The following is an 18,819-nucleotide window of genomic DNA, read 5'->3' on the forward strand; positions in this document are numbered from 1 at the left end:
CACTCCGCATGCCGGACCTTGCTGCTCGCGCAATGGATGCCGTGGCCAAGAATCCAATCCACGTTATCTCGGTGGGTGATGCGCCAGATCAACGCCTTCGCGGAATTGAGTTGGGTATAAATCACAGGGGCGGATGAAGTAATTGGGTGTGACACGCGCTGCGCCTGCGAAAGCATATGCGCGCGCACGGCATCACGAAGTGTGATTGAGCAAACCCAACTGCTCCGGCGACCCCACATTCGCCCAAGCCCCTTCATACAGCTCAGCCGTGACGGCCCGCGCCCGGATCGCGCGGTCCAGGCTCAGGCGGATGCGCTGATGCTGTCCGGCTGGCACACCGTCGAAGAAGGCGCGGCGGTACAGCCCGATGTTGCTGTAGACCTGCAGCTCGCCGTCCAGCGTGGCGAACCCTTGCGGATCGATTCCGAAGTCGCCGACCGGATGCCGAGGTTGCGGCGGTACGAACCACAGATGCGCCAACTGCGGACTGGCCGCGAAGGTCGCCGCGATCGAGGCGTCGAAGCAGAAGTCGGGGATGAAGATGTCTGCGGAGACCGCCCAGAAGCAGTCGTCGCCGTCTGCGCAGAGCAGGTCGAGCGCCGTCGCGATGCCGCCGCCGGTCTCCAGGGCCTGGCCGTAGCGCTGGCCCTCATGGCTGTAGTGCAGCCGCACACCGAAGCGCGCGCCATCGCCCAGTGTGGCTTCGAACTGCTCCGCCAGCCAGGCCGTGTTGATCACGATGTCGTGAATGCCGGCGGCAGCGAAGGCCTCGATGTGCCATTCGATCAAGGGCTTGCCGCGCACCTTCAGCAAGGGCTTGGGGGTGTGGTCGGTCAGCGGCCGCATGCGCTCGCCGCGCCCGGCCGCGAGGATCATCGCTCGCATCGTCATCCCGAAAAATTCTGGCGAAGTGTAGAGGCCTGTCCCGCCAACTCATCGAGGCGGCGGCTGGGGGGCCGACACCTGCATTCAGGGGGAGGGCCTACAATTTGGGGTTTGCCCCAACAACTCCTGCCCGGAACCAACATGGCCGAGACCCGCGCTGCCGCCGTCACCCCAAATACCACCCAGATGGCCAACGCCATCCGTGCCCTGGCCATGGACGCCGTCCAGCAAGCCAATTCGGGCCATCCGGGCGCCCCGATGGGCATGGCGGAAATCGCCGTGGCGCTGTGGAAGCGTCATCTGCGCCACAACCCGGCCAATCCGCACTGGGCCGACCGCGACCGCTTCGTGCTGTCCAATGGCCACGGCTCCATGCTGATCTACGCGCTGCTGCACCTGACCGGCTATGACCTGCCGATCGAGCAGCTCAAGGCCTTCCGCCAGCTGCACAGCAAGACCCCGGGCCACCCGGAAGTGGGCATCACCCCCGGCGTCGAAACCACCACCGGCCCGCTGGGCCAGGGCATCACCAACGCCGTCGGCCTGGCGCTGGCTGAAAAGCAGCTCGCCAAGGAATTCAACCGCGACGGCCACACCATCGTCGATCACCACACCTATGTGTTCATGGGTGACGGCTGCCTGATGGAAGGCATCAGCCATGAAGCCTGCTCCCTGGCCGGCGCCTGGAAGCTGAACAAGCTGATCGCGATCTACGACGACAACGGCATCTCCATCGACGGCCAGGTCGCCCCCTGGTTCGCCGACGACACCGCCAAGCGTTTCGAGGCCTACGGCTGGAACGTGGTCGGCCCGGTGGACGGCCATGACGTCGACGCCGTGGATGCCGCCATCGCGCTGGCCAAGACGAGCAAGGACAAGCCCAGCATCGTCATCGCCAAGACCCACATCGGCAAGGGCAGCCCGAACCGGGCCAACACCTCCAAGGCCCACGGCGAACCGCTGGGCGCCGAAGAAATCAAGCTGACCCGCGAGGCGCTGGGCTGGTCGCACGAGCCCTTCGTGCTGCCCGCCGAGGTCTATGCCGACTGGGATGCCAAGGCCGCCGGCACCACCGTCGAAGCCGCCTGGGACGACCAGTTCGACGCCTACGCCACCGCCTTCCCCGAGCAGGCCGCCGAGTTCTCGCGCCGCATCGCCGGCGTGCTGCCGCCCAACTTCGCCGACGTCGCGGCCCAGGCCGTCATCGGTGCGCACGACAAGGCCGAGACCGTGGCCACCCGCAAGGCCAGCCAGATCGCCTTGGAAGCCTTCACCGCCGCGCTGCCCGAGCTGCTGGGTGGATCGGCCGACCTGACCGGCTCCAACCTGACCAACACCAAGAGCACCGCCGCCTTCCGCCTGGAAGCCGACGGCAGCTCCAACGGCGGTCGCCACATCAACTACGGTGTGCGTGAGTTCGGCATGGCCGCGATCATGAACGGCGTGGCGCTGCACGGCGGCTTCATTCCCTACGGCGGCACCTTCCTGACCTTCAGCGACTACAGCCGCAATGCGATCCGCATGGCCGCGCTGATGAAGCTGCGGGTGATCCATGTCTTCACCCATGACTCGATCGGCCTGGGCGAGGACGGCCCGACCCACCAGTCGGTGGAACATGTCTCCAGCCTGCGCCTGATCCCGGGCCTGGATGTCTGGCGTCCGGCCGACACCGCCGAGACCGCGGTCGCCTGGACCATGGCCATCGCCAATGCCTCGCGCCCCAGCGTGCTGGCCCTGAGCCGCCAGAACCTGGCCTACGGCGTCAAGACCGGCGCCGCCGTCGACGACATCACCAAGGGCGGCTATGTGCTGAGCGAGCCGGCCGACATCGGCCTGAAGAAGAAGGCCCAGGCCGTGATCATCGCCACCGGCTCCGAAGTCCAGCTGGCGATCCAGGCCCAGCAGCAACTGGCCGTGGCCGGCATCGCGGTCCGCGTGGTCTCCATGCCCAGCACCAGCGTGTTCGACCGCCAGGACGCCAAGTACAAGAAGAGCGTGCTGCCGGAAGGCCTGCCGCGCGTGGCCGTGGAAGCCGGCGTCACCGACTACTGGTGGAAGTACGGCGTGTCGGCCGTCGTCGGTCTGGACACCTACGGCGAATCGGCGCCGGCCAACGTGCTGTTCAAGTACTTCGGCTTCACCCCGGAGAACGTCGCCGACACGGTGAAAGTGGCCATCGGCCACGCCCGACTGAAGGGCTGATCCACGCCAAGCCAAAGGGGTGCCTCGTGCACCCCTTTTTCATGGCGCACGCCGGCCTTGGATCGCCCCCCATGAATGTGCCAGGCCGTAACCGGAATCGCTGGCCACGATCTGTTCAAATCAGCGGTTTCGACGGCGTCCAGGCCGTCACCGTCCTCAACACCTCCAACGCCACACCTCCCTCCGTCCAGGTCCCAACGTCCATCAAGACCACGATGAACTTCGATCTCCAGCGACATGCCCCGGGAGTGGCGCCTCTCTCCACATCGCCCCGCCGTGGCGGCCACCGAGCCAGTGCACGCAGCCTACCCGCCCGATGGGCAACGACGGCAGGGAAGCCGAAGGGGAAGGCGAAGTCGGCCCAGTACGCGCTGACGGCGCTGAAAGCACTGGCGGCCTGGGCCACGCTCTGGCTGGCCGCCGGCACCGCGCAGGCGCAGACGGCCGCACCGACCGACATCACGCCCGCGTCCCCCGCGCAATCGCTGAGCTGCCTGCAACGGCCCGAGCGGGCCCCGTCCTATCCCCAGCGAAGTCGCTACGACCGCACCGGGGGGTTGATGCGACTCAAGCTGCGCTTCGACAAGCCCGATGCCCCACCGACGGTGGAAGTGCTGGCCAACACCGCGCGCGAGAACATGCAAGACATCGTTCGGCATTACGTCGCCGGCTATCGGCTGCCCTGCCTGACGCCGGAGGACGGTGCGGTCGAAGCGGTCCAGGAGTTCCGCTTCAACAACTCGAGCGCCGAACCGCTGCCCGAGCCGATGGCCGCCACCGCTGCCCGCCAACGGCTGTGCCCGGTACGTCCCGCCGAAGACCTGACGGTGCGCGCGTTCGGGCTCGGCAACGAGCCGCAGCACGTCGTGCTGGCCATGACCTTCGCCGGCGACGGCAACCAGCCGCCCGAGCTCAAGGTGCTCTACAGCAACGCCGATGCGTTGGTGCAGGACCAGATGCTGACCTGGGTGCGGGGCTATCGGATGCCGTGCCGCAAGGCGGGTGAGCCGGCCCAGGTGGTGCAGCAGGTGCTCACCATGCGGCCTCACGGCAAGGCCCGTTATGCGCTCAAGCAGGACAGCTTCACGCTGGTCGAATTCCTTCGCATGACCGAAAAGCCGGAGACGCTGAAGGCGGATTTCGACTTCGACACCATGCACTGCCCGTTCAAGGTCAACTACCGCTATTACGGTGCCGCGTTGCCCAGCGAGGTCAGCGCCGGCCGGCCGGTCGACCCCAATCGCATCGCCTTCCTGCGCTGGCTGCGCGAGCGCAAGCTCGACCTCACCGAGCGCCAGGCCAACGACCTGTTCAGTTCGACCCTGCAGATCACCGTGCCCTGCGGCTCGATGACGCTGGATCCCGCCGACGCCTCGCCGCCCGCCGCGCTCAGCGCGGCGTCCGCGCCGGGCTGACGCGCCGGGTCCAGCGCCGACGGCGATCGCAGGCCACTCTCTTTTCACTTCACTCCAGGAGACTTCCTCATGACCATCAAGATCGGCATCAACGGTTTCGGTCGCATCGGCCGCATGGTGTTCCGCGCCGCCGTCGCGAACTTCAAGGACATCCAGATCGTCGGCATCAACGACCTGCTGGAACCCGACTACCTGGCCTACATGCTCAAGCATGACAGCGTGCATGGCCGCTTCGACGGCGAAGTGGCGGTGGACGGCAACACCCTGATCGTCAACGGCCAGCGCATCCGCCTGACCCAGGTCAAGGACCCGGCCGAGCTGAAGTGGAACGAAGTCGGCGCCGACATCGTGGTGGAAGCCACCGGCCTGTTCCTGACCAAGGAAACCGGCGAGAAGCATCTGGCCGCGGGCGCCAAGAAGGTGATCATGTCGGCCCCGTCCAAGGACGACACCCCGATGTTCGTCTACGGCGTCAACCACAAGACCTACGCCGGCCAGGCCATCATCTCCAACGCCAGTTGCACGACCAACTGCCTGGCCCCGCTGGCCAAGGTGCTCAACGACAAGTGGGGCATCAAGCGCGGTTTGATGACCACGGTGCATGCCACCACCGCCACCCAGAAGACGGTGGACGGCCCGTCCAACAAGGACTGGCGCGGTGGCCGCGGCATCCTGGAGAACATCATCCCCAGCAGCACCGGCGCAGCCAAGGCGGTCGGCGTGGTGATCCCCGAGCTCAACAAGAAGCTCACCGGCATGTCCTTCCGCGTGCCGACCTCCGACGTGTCGGTGGTCGACCTGACGGTCGAGCTGAACAATGAAGCCAGCTACAAGGACATCTGCGCCGAAATGAAGGCCCAGAGCGAAGGCGCCCTGAAGGGCGTGCTGGGCTACACCGAGGAGAAGGTGGTGGCCACCGACTTCCGCGGCGACCCGCGCACCTCGATCTTCGACGCCGACGCCGGCATCGCCCTGGACGGCACCTTCGTCAAGCTGGTGTCCTGGTATGACAACGAGTGGGGCTACTCCAACAAGGTGCTGGAGATGGTCAAGGTCGTCGCGCAGTAAGGCGCGCGCCGCCGGTGCGATGCACGGTGGCGACCCGCCGCCGTGTCGACGGGATCGCACGGCGGCAGGCTCGCGAAATGTCAAATGTGACAAATTGCACAGATACGGATCTCCAAAGCCCCGCCAGAGCGGGGCTTTTTTTCGCGCCTTCGCCAGTTGTGTCAAATCCGTAGCAATTTTTGTCAATCGACCGACCTAAACTGAGCAGACCCACGCGTTCCCTGGAGCCGCTCTGATGTCTCTCCGTTTGCTGCTTTCCGTGTCTGCCCTGGCCCTCACCGGCTCGGCGCTGGCGGCGACCCCCGTCGCCAGTCCCGACAACCAGGCGGACTACGCCCGAGTGATCGTTCGATTCAAGACAGAGGCCGGCTCGGTGAAGGCCAAGCCCCTGGCCGCGCGCGCCACGATCTATGAGGCCCGCGATGTCGCCCAGACCCGCGCCACCGTGCTGGGCCTGCGGCACAACGCCGGCTTGACCGCGCGACTGAGCCTGGACACCCGCACTCACGTCTTCACCGCCCGCGGTCTGAGCTCCAAGCAACTGGCCCAACGGCTGGCGGCGGACAGCGAAGTGGAATCGGTGGAAGTCGACCGCTGGTGGCGTCACTACGCCGTGCCGAATGACCCGCTGTACACCACGGCGACCGGCGGCGGTGTGGATGCCGGTCAGTGGTACCTCAAGGCGCCCGACAGCACCCTGATTTCCCCGGTCAATGCGCCGCTGGCCTGGGACATCTCGACCGGCACCGGCGTCGTGGTCGCGGTGCTGGACACCGGCGCCCGGCTGGACCATCCGGACCTGGCCGGCCAGTTCTTGCCGGGGTACGACCTGATCGGCCTCACCAGCCCAGGTTCCTCCGCCACCGCAACCGCCAATGACGGCACGGGCGCCGACAGCGACCCGAGCGATCCCGGCGACTGGGTCGATCAGGCCGACATCAACAGCGGCTCGCTGGGCACCTCCTGCACCAGCGCAGACATCGCCAGCAGCTCCTGGCACGGCACCCGCGTGGCGGGCCTGATCGCCGCCTCCACCAACAACGGCCTGGGCATGGCCGGCCTGGCCTATGGCGCCAAGGTCCTGCCAGTTCGGGTGCTGGGCAAGTGCGGCGGCTGGCAGTCGGACATCGAAGCCGGCATGCGCTGGGCTGCGGGCCTGTACGTACCGGGTCTCCCGCTCAACACCAATGCGGCCAAGGTCATCAACCTGAGCCTGGGCAGCGACGGAGCCTGCTCGTCCGGTTACCAATCGGCCGTCAATGCCGTCGTCGAAGCGGGGGCCGTGGTGGTGGCCGCGGCGGGCAACGGCGTGGAAGCCGCGGGATCCTCCCAAGGCGGCGGCATCGCCGTGGGCACACCGGCCAACTGCGCCAATGTGATTGGCGTCGCGGGCCTGCGCCATGCGGGCACCAAGGTCGGCTTCTCCAACCTCGGACCGCAGGTGAGCATCAGCGCCCCCGGGGGCAACTGCGTCAACGAGACCGGCGCCTGCCTCTATCCGATGCTGTCGACCAGCAACAGCGGCACCAAGGGACCGGTCGCCGCTGACAACACCTACAACTACTCCGGCGTCGGCACCAGTTTCTCGACGCCGCTGGTGAGCGCCACTGCCGCGCTGATGTTCGCCATCAAGCCGAGCCTCACGCCCGCCCAACTGAAGAGTTTCCTGACGAGCTCGGCCCGCGCCTTCCCGGCGGCCCCGTCGGGTGTGGCGCAATGCGTGGCCGGCAACAGCGCATCCCCTCAGTTGGAATGCGCCTGCACCACCACCACCTGCGGCGCCGGCATGCTGGACGCCAACGCCGCTGTCCGCGCCGTACAGGCCTCCCTCACGACCACACCCACGCCGACGCCGACACCAACCCCGGCACCCACCACACCCACCACCGACACGCCCACCTCCTCCAGCGGTGGCGGTGGCGGCGGCGCGATGAGCGTGCTGTGGCTGGCCGCACTGGCGTCGGCCGCCCTGCTGCTGCGCTGGCCTTCGCGCCGCGTGCCGGCCAGGATCGGCCGCCGCCGCTGACCGATCAGGCGTCAGCAACGCCGGCTAGCAGAAGGAAAGCGGCGGAAACGCCCCCGTCATCGAGACAACCGGCCAACAAGAAAGGGCTGACAGCTTTCAGGCTGTCAGCCCTTTTTCCATGTCTTTGCCCACGAGTAGATCCGCGGGGCATCATCCTGTGCAGCGCCTCATCTGCTGCCCGTCAGGCTTCAGCGCGAAGGGATCAGCGTGACGCGGCCTTGGCCGCCGTGCTGGCGCCTGCTGCGCCGGAAGCGGGGGCACTGGCCGGCGCCGAGGCGCCCGCCGCCGTGGCGACCTCGCAGCTGTTGCGCGCGCCACCCCAGGGTGGATTGGCAATCGCGTCCAGCTTCGAGAGCTGCAGCCCGTCGATGTTCGGCAGCCGCAGCGTGGTCTGCTGGCGCGGTGCCTGCAGCGCCAGGACGCGCAGCCCCTTGTAGTTCCGCCGCGTCATGCCGTCGAGCGCCGCTTGGGCGGCGGCTTCGCTGTCGTGCCGGCTCAGCACCAGCGTGGGTTGCTCATCGGGCAGGCCGACGAGCGGCTCGAACGCGATCCGGGCGCTGCGGTAGGTCTCTTCCTTGCGGGCCTGGAAATCCTTGCTGGGCATCTTGATCGTGGCGAGCGCCCAACTTCCACCGACAGTCGCCGTCTGCGCCTGCCAGGCCGAGTTGGACAGCCCCGCCTTGGTCAGCGCAGCGGTGGCCTTGCGCAATGCCTCCTCGCCGTCCAGCGGGCCGATGTCCACGCAGGCTTGGGTGGCCAATTGGGTGACCGCCTGCTGGCCCAGCAGCTTCATCTTCTCAGGATGCACCTGCAGGCTCAGGCGCGAGACCGGCGCCGCACCGGGGGCGATCCACCCCTGGTGCCAGGCCAGGGCCAGGACGTTGGCAACGAACAGCAGAACAACCAGGGCGCGCAGCATCGGCGGCTTACTCCTGCACCGGGCCGGCCAGGCGCACGCTGACCTCGCCACCGCTGACCACCTGGATGCCCTGCGGCGTGCGCACCAGCAGCTCGCCCCGCTCGTTGACGCCGTCGGCCACGCCCTCGAGCGTGCCGGCGGTCACCGGACGGCCCAGCAGCAGGTCGCGGCGGGCAAAGCGCTCGCGCCAGGCCGCGAAGCCTTCGGTCGAGAACGCCGACAGGGCCGTCACCAGCGTGGGTGCCAGGCGCGTCAGGGCCTGCGGCGGCGTGACGCCGGGGATGAACTCATTCAGCGCGGCGAAACCGGTCGTGAGCTGCGAATCGGGGACACGCGCGTCATCGGAAATGTTCAGTCCGACGCCGATCACCGCCATGCGCTGGCTGCCGGCGGGCACGGTTTCGATCAGGATGCCGCCGAGCTTGCGGTCATCCAGCCAGAGATCGTTGGGCCACTTGAGCCGCAGGCGTTCGCCCGACGGATCCAGCCCTTCAGCGATGGCCGCCCCCACCACGAGCGACAGACCGGACCAATCCGCCGACTCCAGCGGCAGCGACAGCGAGAAGGTCAGCGACGCGCCGGCGGTGCTGTGCCAGCTGCGCCCCTGACGGCCACGGCCGTGCGTCTGGTGCTCCGCGACCAGCAGGCAGGGATGCAGATCATGCTGGCGACGGCCATAGGGCCGGCCGTCGCTGCGACCTCGCTCCTCGCGGCGCACCCGGTCGATCAGGGCGGCGTTGGTCGACTCCACGCGCGCCAGCACCTCGATGCTGAGGCCCGGCATGAGGGGTTCCAGGTCTTGCCACAGGGCTTCGGCGCCCCATTGTTGGTGTTCTTGTTGCATCGCCGCGATGGTGGTTCTGGGTCGTCGTTCCGGTCGGAGATTGCGGGGAGCGGTGGGCGGTCCGACACGCCAAGGCCATTCCCGATCAAATCCCGCTGAGGTGTCGATGAGGTGCCGTTGAGGTGCCGATGTTGTTCCCGCTGACGCATGGCAGTGTCCGCTATGCGCCCGCCCGATCCTCAGCGCTTGGGCGCGAGCATCGTGCCACGACAGCTCGGACTGCCGCAACGGCACTCGAAGCGCTTCTTCAACTTGGCGGTGTAGCGTTCGTCGATCACCAGACCATAGTCGTAGAACAGCTCTTCGCCAGGGGAAATGTCGGTCAGGGCATGGATGAACACCCGGCCGTCGGCTTCGCGGGCCTCGCAGTTGGGGGCGCAGGCATGGTTGATCCAGCGGGCGCTGTTGCCGCCGACCGCCGCATCGATCACCCGACCATCCTCCAGGTGAAAGAAAAAGGTATGGTCCGGCTGCGCGGGATCGTGCGGATGGCGGCGCAGGGCCTCGTCCCAGTCGATGCGTTCCCCGCGGTATTCAATCAGGCGCTCGCCGGCGGTGAGCTCGGCCACGGCATACACGCCGCGGCCGTGCACACCGGAGGCGCGCACCTGGATGCGGGCGGAGGCGGAGGCGCGAGCGGCCGGGGAACCGGATGGGCTGGCTGACTCACCCTCGTCGGATGTACCGGGCAATGGCGCCACCGTCTTCTTTCCCTTCCCGCGAAGGGGGTCGTTCGCGGCGGGGGGGCTCGAAACGGGGCTTTTTTGCGGCATGGAGCGAGTCCGGTACATTGAATTCATGGGTGCGCGCGCGTATGTGCGCGCGAGGCCGGATTGTAGGCAGGCGTTCGGCAGGTTCGAGCGAACTGATCGAAGACGAAAGAAGCAAGCGCAATGAGCAAGGCATTGGTGATCGCGGAGAAGCCGTCGGTGGCACAGGACATCGTCAAGGCGTTGACTCCGCTGTCGGGCAAGTTCGAGAAACACGACGACCACTTCGAGAACGACCACTACGTCGTCAGCTCGGCCGTGGGCCATCTGGTGGAGATCAAGGCGCCGGAGGAATTCGACGTCAAGCGCGGCAAGTGGAGCTTCGCCCACCTGCCGGTGATCCCGCCGCACTTCGACCTGAACCCGATCGACAAGAGCAAGGGCCGGCTGAATGCGCTGGTCAAGCTGATCAAGCGCAAGGATGTGACCTCGCTGATCAACGCCTGTGACGCGGGCCGCGAAGGTGAACTGATCTTCCGGCTGATCGTGCAGTACGCCGGCAGCGCCAAGACCGCCATCACCAAGCCGGTCAGCCGGCTGTGGCTGCAGTCGATGACGCCGCAGGCGATCCGCGACGGCTTCGAACGCCTGCGCACCGATCAGCAGATGCTGCCGCTGGCCGACGCGGCCCGCTGCCGCTCGGAGGCCGACTGGCTGGTGGGCATCAACGGCACCCGCGCGATGACCGCCTTCAACTCGCGCGACGGCGGCTTCTTCCTGACCACGGTGGGCCGGGTGCAGACGCCCACGCTGTCGATCGTGGTCGAGCGCGAGGAGAAGATCCGCAAGCACGTCTACCGCGACTACTGGGAAATCCGCGGCACCTTCGATGCCGTGGCCGGCCAGTACGAAGGCAAGTGGTTCGACACCGAATGGAAGAAGAGCGACGACCCCGAGAAGCGGGCCGATCGCGTCTGGACCCAGGCCGAGGCCGACGCCATTGCCGCCGCGGTGCTGACCCAGCCCGCCACCGTCACCGAAGAGTCCAAGCCCAGCAGCCAGGCCAGCCCCGGCCTGTATGACCTGACCACGCTGCAGCGGGAGGCCAACTCGCGCTTCGGTTTCTCCGCCAAGACCACCCTGGGCCTGGCGCAGGCGCTGTATGAAAAGCACAAGGTGCTGACCTACCCGCGGACCGACTCGCGCTACCTGCCCGAGGACTACCTGAGCGTGGCCAAGCAGACCGCCGAGATGATTGCCAGCGAGGACCTGCCCGGCCCACTGCAGGCACTCGCCCCGCATGCGCGCACCGCGCTGAAGAACGGCTACATCAAGCCCACCAAGAAGGTGTTCGACAACACCAAGGTGTCGGATCACTTCGCCATCATCCCCACGCTGCAGCCGCCGCGCAGCCTGACCGAGGCCGAAGCCAAGCTCTACGACATGGTCGTCAAGCGCTTCCTGGCGGTGTTCTTCCCGCCGGCCGAATTCCAGGTCACCACCCGGATCTCGACCGTCAAGACGGCGGCCAAGTCCTACAGCTTCCAGACCAACGGCAAGGTGCTGGTCAAGCCGGGCTGGCAGGCGGTCTACGGCAAGGAAGCCACCGACGAGAATGCCGAGCCTGGCACCAGTGGCGCGATGCTGGTCCCGGTCGCACCGGGCGAGGTGGTGCGCACCGAAAGCGCCGACGTCAAAGCCCTGCAGACCAAGCCGCCGGCCCGCTACACCGAAGCCACGCTGCTGTCCGCCATGGAAGGCGCCGGCAAGCTGGTGGATGACGATGAGCTGCGCGAGGCCATGGCCGAGAAGGGCCTGGGCACGCCGGCCACGCGCGCCGCCATCATCGAAGGTCTGCTGGCCGAGAAATACATGCTGCGCGAGGGCCGGGAGCTGATCCCCACCGCCAAGGCTTTCCAGCTGATGACCCTGCTGCGCGGCCTGGGCGTCGAGGAACTGACCAAGCCGGAACTGACCGGCAACTGGGAACACCAGCTGTCGGAAATGGAAAAGGGCCGGCTCAAGCGCGAGGCCTTCATGGCCGAGATCGCCGCCATGACCGAGCGGGTGGTGCAAAAGGCCAAGGAATACGACCGCGACACCATCCCGGGCGACTATGCGACCCTGAAGACGCCCTGTCCCAAGTGCGGCGGCACGGTCAAGGAGAACTACCGACGCTTCACCTGCGTCGGCAAGACCGGTCAAGGCGACGAATGCGGCTTCTCGATCCCGAAGATCCCGGGCGGTCGCAGCTTCGAGCTCAACGAGGTGGAAACCTTCCTGCGCGACAAGAAGGTGGGGCCCCTGGAAGGATTCCGCTCCAAGGCCGGATGGCCCTTCACCGCCGAACTGGCGCTGGTGTTCGATACCGAGATCGACAACTGGAAGCTGGAATTCGACTTCGGCGAAGACGCCCGAAAGGCCGAGGAATCCGGCGAGCCGGTGGACTTCAGCGACCAGGCGCCCCTGGGCCATTGCCCCAAGTGCAACGGACGGGTCTTCGACCACGGCAGCAACTATGTCTGCGAGCACGCGGTCGGTGCCCAGGTCACCTGCGACTTCAAGAGCGGCAAGATCATCCTGCAGCAGCCGATCGAGCCGGCGCAGATGACCAAGCTGCTGAGCACCGGCAAGACCGACCTGCTGGAGAATTTCGTCTCCAACAAGACGCGGCGCAAGTTCAAGGCCTTCCTCACCTACGACAAGAAGGAAGGCAAGGTGATCTTCGAGTTCGAACCGCGCGCCGCCAAGACCGCCCCCGCCAAGAAGGCCGCGGCGAAGAAGACCGCTGCCGCGAAGTCCTGAGCACGCGCTGACGCCACGAGGGTCTCCCATTCACCGGAGACCCTCGTGGCACGCGCAGACACCGGATGCGCTTGAGAAGATCGCGAGCGCCATACGGGAAGACGTCCGGAACCGGTCCTCAGGGCGGGACGCGGTCGGCGAATCGGTCCTCCGCGCCGGCGACGCGGTATCGCTGCACCACCTGGCCCCGCCAAACAAATCACCTCTGCGCATCGCCTTTGCGCATCGCCTCTGCAAATCGCCTCTGCAAATCGCCTCTGCACATCGCCCGCCCAGCCGTCTGCGGCCCCGATGACCCGACGAGGTGAACGTGGAGCCAACGGCGCCAAGGCGTCACTGAGCCACTCTCTTCGCCCTTGGAGTGCCTCATGTATGTGCCCACAACCACCGACGCCTCAGTCGCGCCTGGCTTCATCCCTCAGCCGGGCTCGAACCTTGCCGACGATCTGGTCTCGTTGCAGCAGCGACTGGAAGCCTCGCTGCGCGCCATCGAGGACCGGTGCGCTGGGTACACGCCGCTGTGTCGAGATAGGTGGCGAGGCCGCCTGGAGGACTTGCGGCACCTGGTGCATTCCCTGGCGGAGCAACCCGACAGAGCGGCCGTTGAGCAACGTGTCACGCATTTCCACCAGGCAACCAACGCGATCAACAGCCTGCTGCGATGGCCGGAGCCCGAGCTGGAACCGCTGCTTCGGAAACAAGCGGCACTGATGTCGGAAGCCAGCCCGCTGTGGCGCCGGCTGTGGAACGGCAGCGCCCGCGATCGGGAAGAGGCTCAAAACTACCACCGCCTACGGTTGACCGCCGACAAGGCCGCGACACCCGAGGCCCTGGCGCGGGCCCTGGACGACATGGCGCGCGATGTGCTCCGCCTCCACGTGGCCGTGGATCGGGTCAACGCAGAAGCGCTGCTGCGCGGAACATCCGGCACGGCACCGCCCCGGAGCCTGTTGAGGATGCTTGTGGCTGCGTCGGCATGGCCTTCATCCAGCACCGCCGCCTCCGGCTCTGGCGGCCTCCAGATGCCGCAGCTCCCCGAGCAGGCGCCGTCCCTGAAGCGAGCACGGGTGGCCGCACCGGACCTGGCGGATGACGCTGCGGTCGCCGGTCCGTCCGGGAGCTGCTCGGCCAGCTCGGTCAAGTCGCCTCCAACGGGAGCGACGCGTCTCTCCCCGCCCGCGGCGAGGACCCTGGTCGCGCCCTCTCGGGCCAACGACGACCGTCCACCCGCCACGCCCCAGCAGGTCGCAGAGGCCTTTCAACTGCTGTACTTTCGCGTCCTCGAGCAGGATGAAGCGCTCAAGCCGCTCTTGTCCGTCCGGCTCGATTCGCTGAGGCGCAGCGAAGCCGAGCTCAGACAACTGCTCGCCGCACCGCACACCACGCCGGAGCTGAACGCTCGGCTGCAAGAATGCACGGCTCGGTTGGATCGAGAGATCAAGGCACTCGACCAATTGTTGAACCAAGACAGCCAAGCGCTTGCCGTGGCGCTGACCTGCCAGGCGGAGCTGGTCTCGCGCGGCGACTTATACCTTCGGATGCTGGGTCGCGGCAGCGACTGGCATACCCATCAGCCCTTGGCGACTCGATTCAGCCAGACGGTCGACGCGTTGAACGCGGCGGACAACCTGAACGACTGCCATCGGCACCTGGTGGAACTCCTGTACCTCCACATCTCGATGAAATCGCTCGTGAAGCCACGCCCTGCGCCGCTGCAGCCCTCCGGCGGCACGAACCCGCTCCCTGAGCGTCCGCCCGCAACGACCTCCGTCGCCACGTATCCGGACCGTCAGGCATCGTCGCATTTCTGACCGGCGAGTTGCCCGCCTTGGATCGGCCACTGGTGTCGCTGTCTGTCACGGTGAAGGAGATGAAGGATCACCTCCGACAAATGCAGGCGCACCGGGCATCGTCGGCCGAAGCGCGCCGCCATCGGGTGCCGCGCTCGCGCGCGGCGGTGAGGCCGCAGCACCCACCGCAGCCGCCCTTGCGACCGGCGTGATCGCGCCACCCCGTACGGGCACCGGACCACGTGGGGCTGCGCCGGCAGAGGCGGTCTCTGTCGCGCTGCAATCCGTGAAATCCTTGAGCCCGCTCGACCGACACCGACCGGCCGGCGCCTGCATTTTTGCGACACTCGCCCGCAGACATTCCAACGAAGCAGGGAGCCATGGGTCGATCGACGCTGAGTATCCAGACGCGGCTGGTGGCCGCGCTGAGCCTGAGCGCGACGCTGCTGGTGGGCCTGATCGGGCTTTATTGGGTCGACCGCCATGAGCGGGAGCTCAACGCGGCGCTGGTCGAGCGCCAGGAGCGCATGGCGCAACTGGTCGCCCGCGGCTTTGCCGAACCGGTCTGGAATCTGGACAGCGCCGCGCTGTCCGAATTGCTGGATGCGGTGATGGCCGACCCGGAGGTCCAGTCCATCTCCCTGACCGCGCCCGGCCTGGAAACCCTGCGCCGCGAACGCGACACCCCGGCCGTGCGCCCGCTGGAGATCGACTTCGAGCTCAGCCACCGCACCGGCCCGTCGCCCGGCCCGGCCGGCGCGCTGGGTCGGGCCAACATCGTGTTCACCCGCGCCTACATCGACCAGAGCCTGGGCGAAACCCGCCGCCTGGTCGCCAGCCTGCTCGCCACGGTGCTGCTGGCCATCGCGCTCACCAGCTATTTCCTGGTGCGCCGGCTGGTGGAACAGCCGGTCTCGCGCCTGCGCGGTCTCGCACAGCGGGTCGCCAGCGGGGAGCTGGGCGCCCACATCGAGCCGGAACATGCCGACGAAATCGGTGATCTGACCGACCAGCTCAATGCCATGAGCGCCAAGCTGCGCGATTTCGCCGAAGGTCTGCGCAGCAGCGAGCAGCGCTATCGCAGCCTGTTCGAGAACGCCGCCGAGGGCATCTTCCAGGCCAATGGCCACGGCCGGCTGCTGCGGGTCAACAAGGCGCTGGCACAGATGCTGGGACTGGCGCGGCCGGAAGAAGCCCAAGGGCGGATCCTGGGCCGCATGGTGCAGGTCGAGCATGACGAGTACCGCCGGCTCGCCCGCGCCCTGGAGCGCCATCGGTTGCTGCAGCAGGTGCCCTTGCTGGTGACCACGCGGGACGGCCGCGAACTGTGGGTCGAGCTCAGCCTGCATCTGGTGCAGGACGGCGGCACGTCGCGGATCGAAGGCCTGGTCAGCGACATCACCCAACGCCGGCTGGCCGAGCAGGAACTGACCCAGCACCGGGATCATCTGGAAGACCTGGTGACCGAGCGCACGGTGGAGCTGTCCCAGGCCAAGCAGCGCGCCGAGGCGGCCAACCAGGCCAAAAGCCGCTTCCTGGCCACCATGAGCCATGAGTTCCGCACCCCGCTCAATGCCATCCTGGGTTTTGCCCAACTGCTTCAGATGGACGCCAGCCTGACCCCGGCTCAGCAATCCAAGGTCAGGCTGATCCGCGAGTCCGGCGACCATCTGCTGGTGCTGATCACCGACTTGCTGGATGTCGCCAGCATCGAGGCCGGCAAGCTCACCCTGCAGCTCAATCCGCTAGACCTGCGCGGCCTGCTGGAGATGTGCAGCGAATCCATGCGTCCGCGCGCCGCTGAAAAGGGCCTGAACTTCGGCGTGCAGCTCGATGCCCAATTGCCCACCCGGGTGCGCGCCGATGGTCAGCGGCTGCGCCAGGTGCTGCTCAATCTGCTGTCCAACGCCGTCAAGTTCACCGACCGGGGCCATGTCGGTCTGAGCGTGGACCTGGTGGCCCACGGTCCGAGCAGCATCGTGCTGCGCTTCACCGTGGCCGACACCGGCATCGGCATGGAGCCCGAGCAGGTGCAGCGTCTGTTCCAGCCTTTCGAGCAGGTGGCCGACCAGTCTCGCCGCGCCGGCGGCACCGGACTGGGCCTGGCGATCAGCCAGCAGTTGGTGCGCCTGATGGGCGGGCAGATCGAGGTGGAGACCGCACCCACCCAGGGCAGCCGGTTCAGCTTCGCGCTGGAACTGCCGCTGGCGTCCTGAGTCTGCGGGGCACGCAGCACAGCGATCGGTGCTCGGTCAGCCGCGTGGCTTTGAGGGGCGTCAAGGATTGTCCGTTGACGGCTGTCCAGACTGCGCGCTTCTCCATTGCCCAGGTTGCACCCCTCATGTCCTTCTCCTTCATCGCCCCCCGTGCCGTGTCGGCCCTCTGCAGCAATGCCGGATCGATCGATGACGCCCATCCGGCGCCCGCTCACCGGCGCTCGGCGGGCGCCTGCTTCGGCGACGAGACGGTCGACCTGACCCTCGACGCGTGTGGACAAGCCTTGCGCGAAGGCATGGACCACCTGCTTGAACTGGAACACGCGTACGGCATCGCTCCGGCGGCCTTGAGAACCGCGATGCAGCGCCGAATGGCCGATCTGCGGCAATTGCAGGTCGTCAGTTCCAGACTGATCGCGGATGTGCATGAGGGCGATCGCTGCCCTCAGATCCGGGCGCGGGCCGTGACCTTGTTCCGCGACAGCGGCTCGGCGCTTCGCCAGCTGCTCGACCGGGCGCCTCCAGACGCACTGCGCCTCGGCCTGATTCGGGAAAACATCCATCGGACCTTGCTGGAAGGCACCTTGCGGACACTCCACCCCGAGGTCCACCATCGGGTCCCGTCGCTGGAAAAGCATCTGGTCTTGATGCGGCAGGCCGACACCCTGCGCGACATCGACACCGTCATTGCCAGGGTCCAAGAACTGTCCAGTGCCCTGCACGGCCTGAGCGACGAAGTGAAGGCGGTCCGTGCCTCGTTGCGCGTGCAGGACAGGTTGGCGAGCCTCTATCGGGCTGGCGGCCCGGCCCGGACCGAGCCCGCGCCTCCCGGAGCGGATGCACCTGTGCGCGCCGCGCGCGGCAGAGGCCGGCCTCGGCGGCATACTCCGCGGCCATGACTGCCGTCCTGTTCTACAAGCTGCTGGCGATCTTCATCGCCGCAGGCATGGGTTGGTTCGTCGGACACATGCGCTGGCTGGGCAAGGCCGGCGGCGACAACGATCCGGCGCGCGTCCTTTCCAACCTGGCCTTCTACCTGTTCGTGCCGGCGCTCATGTTCCGCACCACGGCGCGGGTGGACTTCGCCACCCTGCCGTGGCTGACGGTGGCCGCCTTCTTCGTGCCGGTGGTGCTGATGCTGATCGGCGTTTACCTGTGGCAGCGGGCGCGGCATCCGGACAACCCGGCCGTGCCGGCGGTGCGGAGCATCACCGCGACCTTCGGCAACACGCTGCAGGTGGGCGTGCCCCTGGTGGCCGGTGTGTTCGGCGAAGACGGCCTGGCGGTGCACATCACCATCGTCAGCCTGCATGCCCTGACCCTGCTGACCATCGCCACCGTGCTGGTGGAATCCGATCTGGCCCGGCACCACCGCAGCGGCGCCAGCTTGTGGGGCATGGTGCTGGTCACGGTCCGCAACACGGTGATCCATCCGGTGGTGCTGCCGGTGCTGGCCGGCTTTGCCTGGAACCTGACCGGCCTGGGCCTGCCCACGGTGCTGGATGAAGTGCTGCAGATGCTGGGCAGCGCGGTGGTGCCGCTGTGCCTGGTGCTGATCGGCATGTCGCTTTCCTATTACGGCTGGCCCAAGGCCTGGCGGGAGATGAGCAGCCTGATCGTGCTCAAGCTGCTGGCCCTGCCGGCCCTGGTGCTGGTGATCGCGCACTGGGGGTTCGGGCTGTCGGGCATGGGCCTGTCGGTGATCGTGATGATGGCGGCGCTCCCGCCCGGCTCCAATGCCATGATGTTTGCGCAGCGCTATCGCACGCTGGAGGGCGAAGCCTCCGGCGCGGTGGTGGTGGCCACCATGCTGTTCGCACTGACCGCACCGCTGTGGTTGGCCGTGCCGGTGTGGCTGTCGCGCTGGGCTTGAGCATCGAGGCGCTGCTCGGCGGTGTTCCGCGGCGTTCTGGAGCATTCGGCGGCAATCGCCTCCGTT

13 protein-coding genes are annotated in these 18,819 nt (G+C 67.3%); 9 read left to right on the forward strand and 4 right to left on the reverse strand.

The genetic code is table 11. From position 1 onward, the window contains the following. Positions 1–192: 192 nt before the first annotated feature. A complete protein-coding gene (gene murU / locus N4261_RS24235) occupies positions 193–885 on the reverse strand; it encodes an N-acetylmuramate alpha-1-phosphate uridylyltransferase MurU (protein WP_354005384.1) in 693 nt (230 codons plus the stop codon). Between the two features lie 141 nt (positions 886–1,026). Between murU and tkt the strand changes: the two genes are divergently transcribed. The 4 genes from tkt to N4261_RS24255 all read left to right on the forward strand — a co-directional run bounded on the left by tkt (position 1,027) and on the right by N4261_RS24255 (position 7,596). Continuing rightward, complete coding sequence (tkt, locus tag N4261_RS24240; RefSeq protein WP_261757802.1) at positions 1,027–3,087, forward strand: transketolase; 2,061 nt, start codon at positions 1,027–1,029, stop codon at positions 3,085–3,087. A 215-nt stretch (positions 3,088–3,302) separates the two neighbouring features. Beyond that, the gene (locus tag N4261_RS24245; RefSeq protein ID WP_261757803.1) at positions 3,303–4,502 is read left to right on the forward strand and encodes a hypothetical protein; all 1,200 of its coding nucleotides are present in this window, start codon (positions 3,303–3,305) and stop codon (positions 4,500–4,502) included. Positions 4,503–4,571: 69 nt separating this feature from the next. After that, complete coding sequence (gap, locus tag N4261_RS24250; protein WP_261757804.1) at positions 4,572–5,570, forward strand: type I glyceraldehyde-3-phosphate dehydrogenase; 999 nt, start codon at positions 4,572–4,574, stop codon at positions 5,568–5,570. Positions 5,571–5,805: 235 nt separating this feature from the next. Next, a complete protein-coding gene (locus N4261_RS24255; protein ID WP_261757805.1) occupies positions 5,806–7,596 on the forward strand; it encodes a S8 family peptidase in 1,791 nt (596 codons plus the stop codon). A 202-nt stretch (positions 7,597–7,798) separates the two neighbouring features. On the opposite strand, the gene N4261_RS24260 is transcribed toward N4261_RS24255, so the two are convergent. The 3 genes from N4261_RS24260 to N4261_RS24270 all read right to left on the reverse strand — a co-directional run bounded on the left by N4261_RS24260 (position 7,799) and on the right by N4261_RS24270 (position 9,973). Next, the gene (locus N4261_RS24260; RefSeq protein ID WP_261757806.1) at positions 7,799–8,515 is read right to left on the reverse strand and encodes a hypothetical protein; all 717 of its coding nucleotides are present in this window, start codon (positions 8,513–8,515) and stop codon (positions 7,799–7,801) included. Between the two features lie 7 nt (positions 8,516–8,522). Continuing rightward, on the reverse strand, positions 8,523–9,359 hold the full coding sequence (locus tag N4261_RS24265) for a biotin--[acetyl-CoA-carboxylase] ligase (protein WP_261757807.1): 837 nt from the start codon (positions 9,357–9,359) through the stop codon (positions 8,523–8,525). A gap of 179 nt (positions 9,360–9,538) precedes the next feature. Then, positions 9,539–9,973 carry an SET domain-containing protein gene (locus tag N4261_RS24270; RefSeq protein ID WP_435532093.1) on the reverse strand — a complete coding sequence of 145 codons (435 nt, stop codon included), beginning with the start codon at positions 9,971–9,973 and terminating at the stop codon, positions 9,539–9,541. A 279-nt stretch (positions 9,974–10,252) separates the two neighbouring features. Between N4261_RS24270 and N4261_RS24275 the strand changes: the two genes are divergently transcribed. The 5 genes from N4261_RS24275 (at position 10,253) to N4261_RS24295 (ending at position 18,753) form a co-directional block, all read left to right on the forward strand. Beyond that, entirely contained in the window at positions 10,253–12,874 is a 2,622-nt protein-coding gene (locus tag N4261_RS24275; RefSeq protein ID WP_261757808.1) for a DNA topoisomerase III, read from the forward strand. A 368-nt stretch (positions 12,875–13,242) separates the two neighbouring features. Continuing rightward, on the forward strand, positions 13,243–14,685 hold the full coding sequence (locus N4261_RS24280; RefSeq protein ID WP_261757809.1) for a hypothetical protein: 1,443 nt from the start codon (positions 13,243–13,245) through the stop codon (positions 14,683–14,685). A 359-nt stretch (positions 14,686–15,044) separates the two neighbouring features. Then, positions 15,045–16,880, forward strand: a complete 1,836-nt coding sequence (locus N4261_RS24285; RefSeq protein WP_261757810.1) for an ATP-binding protein — start codon at positions 15,045–15,047, stop codon at positions 16,878–16,880. Positions 16,881–16,954: 74 nt separating this feature from the next. Beyond that, positions 16,955–17,779, forward strand: a complete 825-nt coding sequence (locus tag N4261_RS24290) for a hypothetical protein (RefSeq protein ID WP_261757811.1) — start codon at positions 16,955–16,957, stop codon at positions 17,777–17,779. Next, positions 17,776–18,753 carry an AEC family transporter gene (locus N4261_RS24295; RefSeq protein WP_261757812.1) on the forward strand — a complete coding sequence of 326 codons (978 nt, stop codon included), beginning with the start codon at positions 17,776–17,778 and terminating at the stop codon, positions 18,751–18,753. Before N4261_RS24290 ends, N4261_RS24295 begins: the two co-directional genes overlap by 4 nt. Positions 18,754–18,819 lie beyond the last annotated feature (66 nt).

The organism is Roseateles amylovorans (assembly GCF_025398155.2).
Classification (GTDB): domain Bacteria; phylum Pseudomonadota; class Gammaproteobacteria; order Burkholderiales; family Burkholderiaceae_C; genus Roseateles; species Roseateles amylovorans.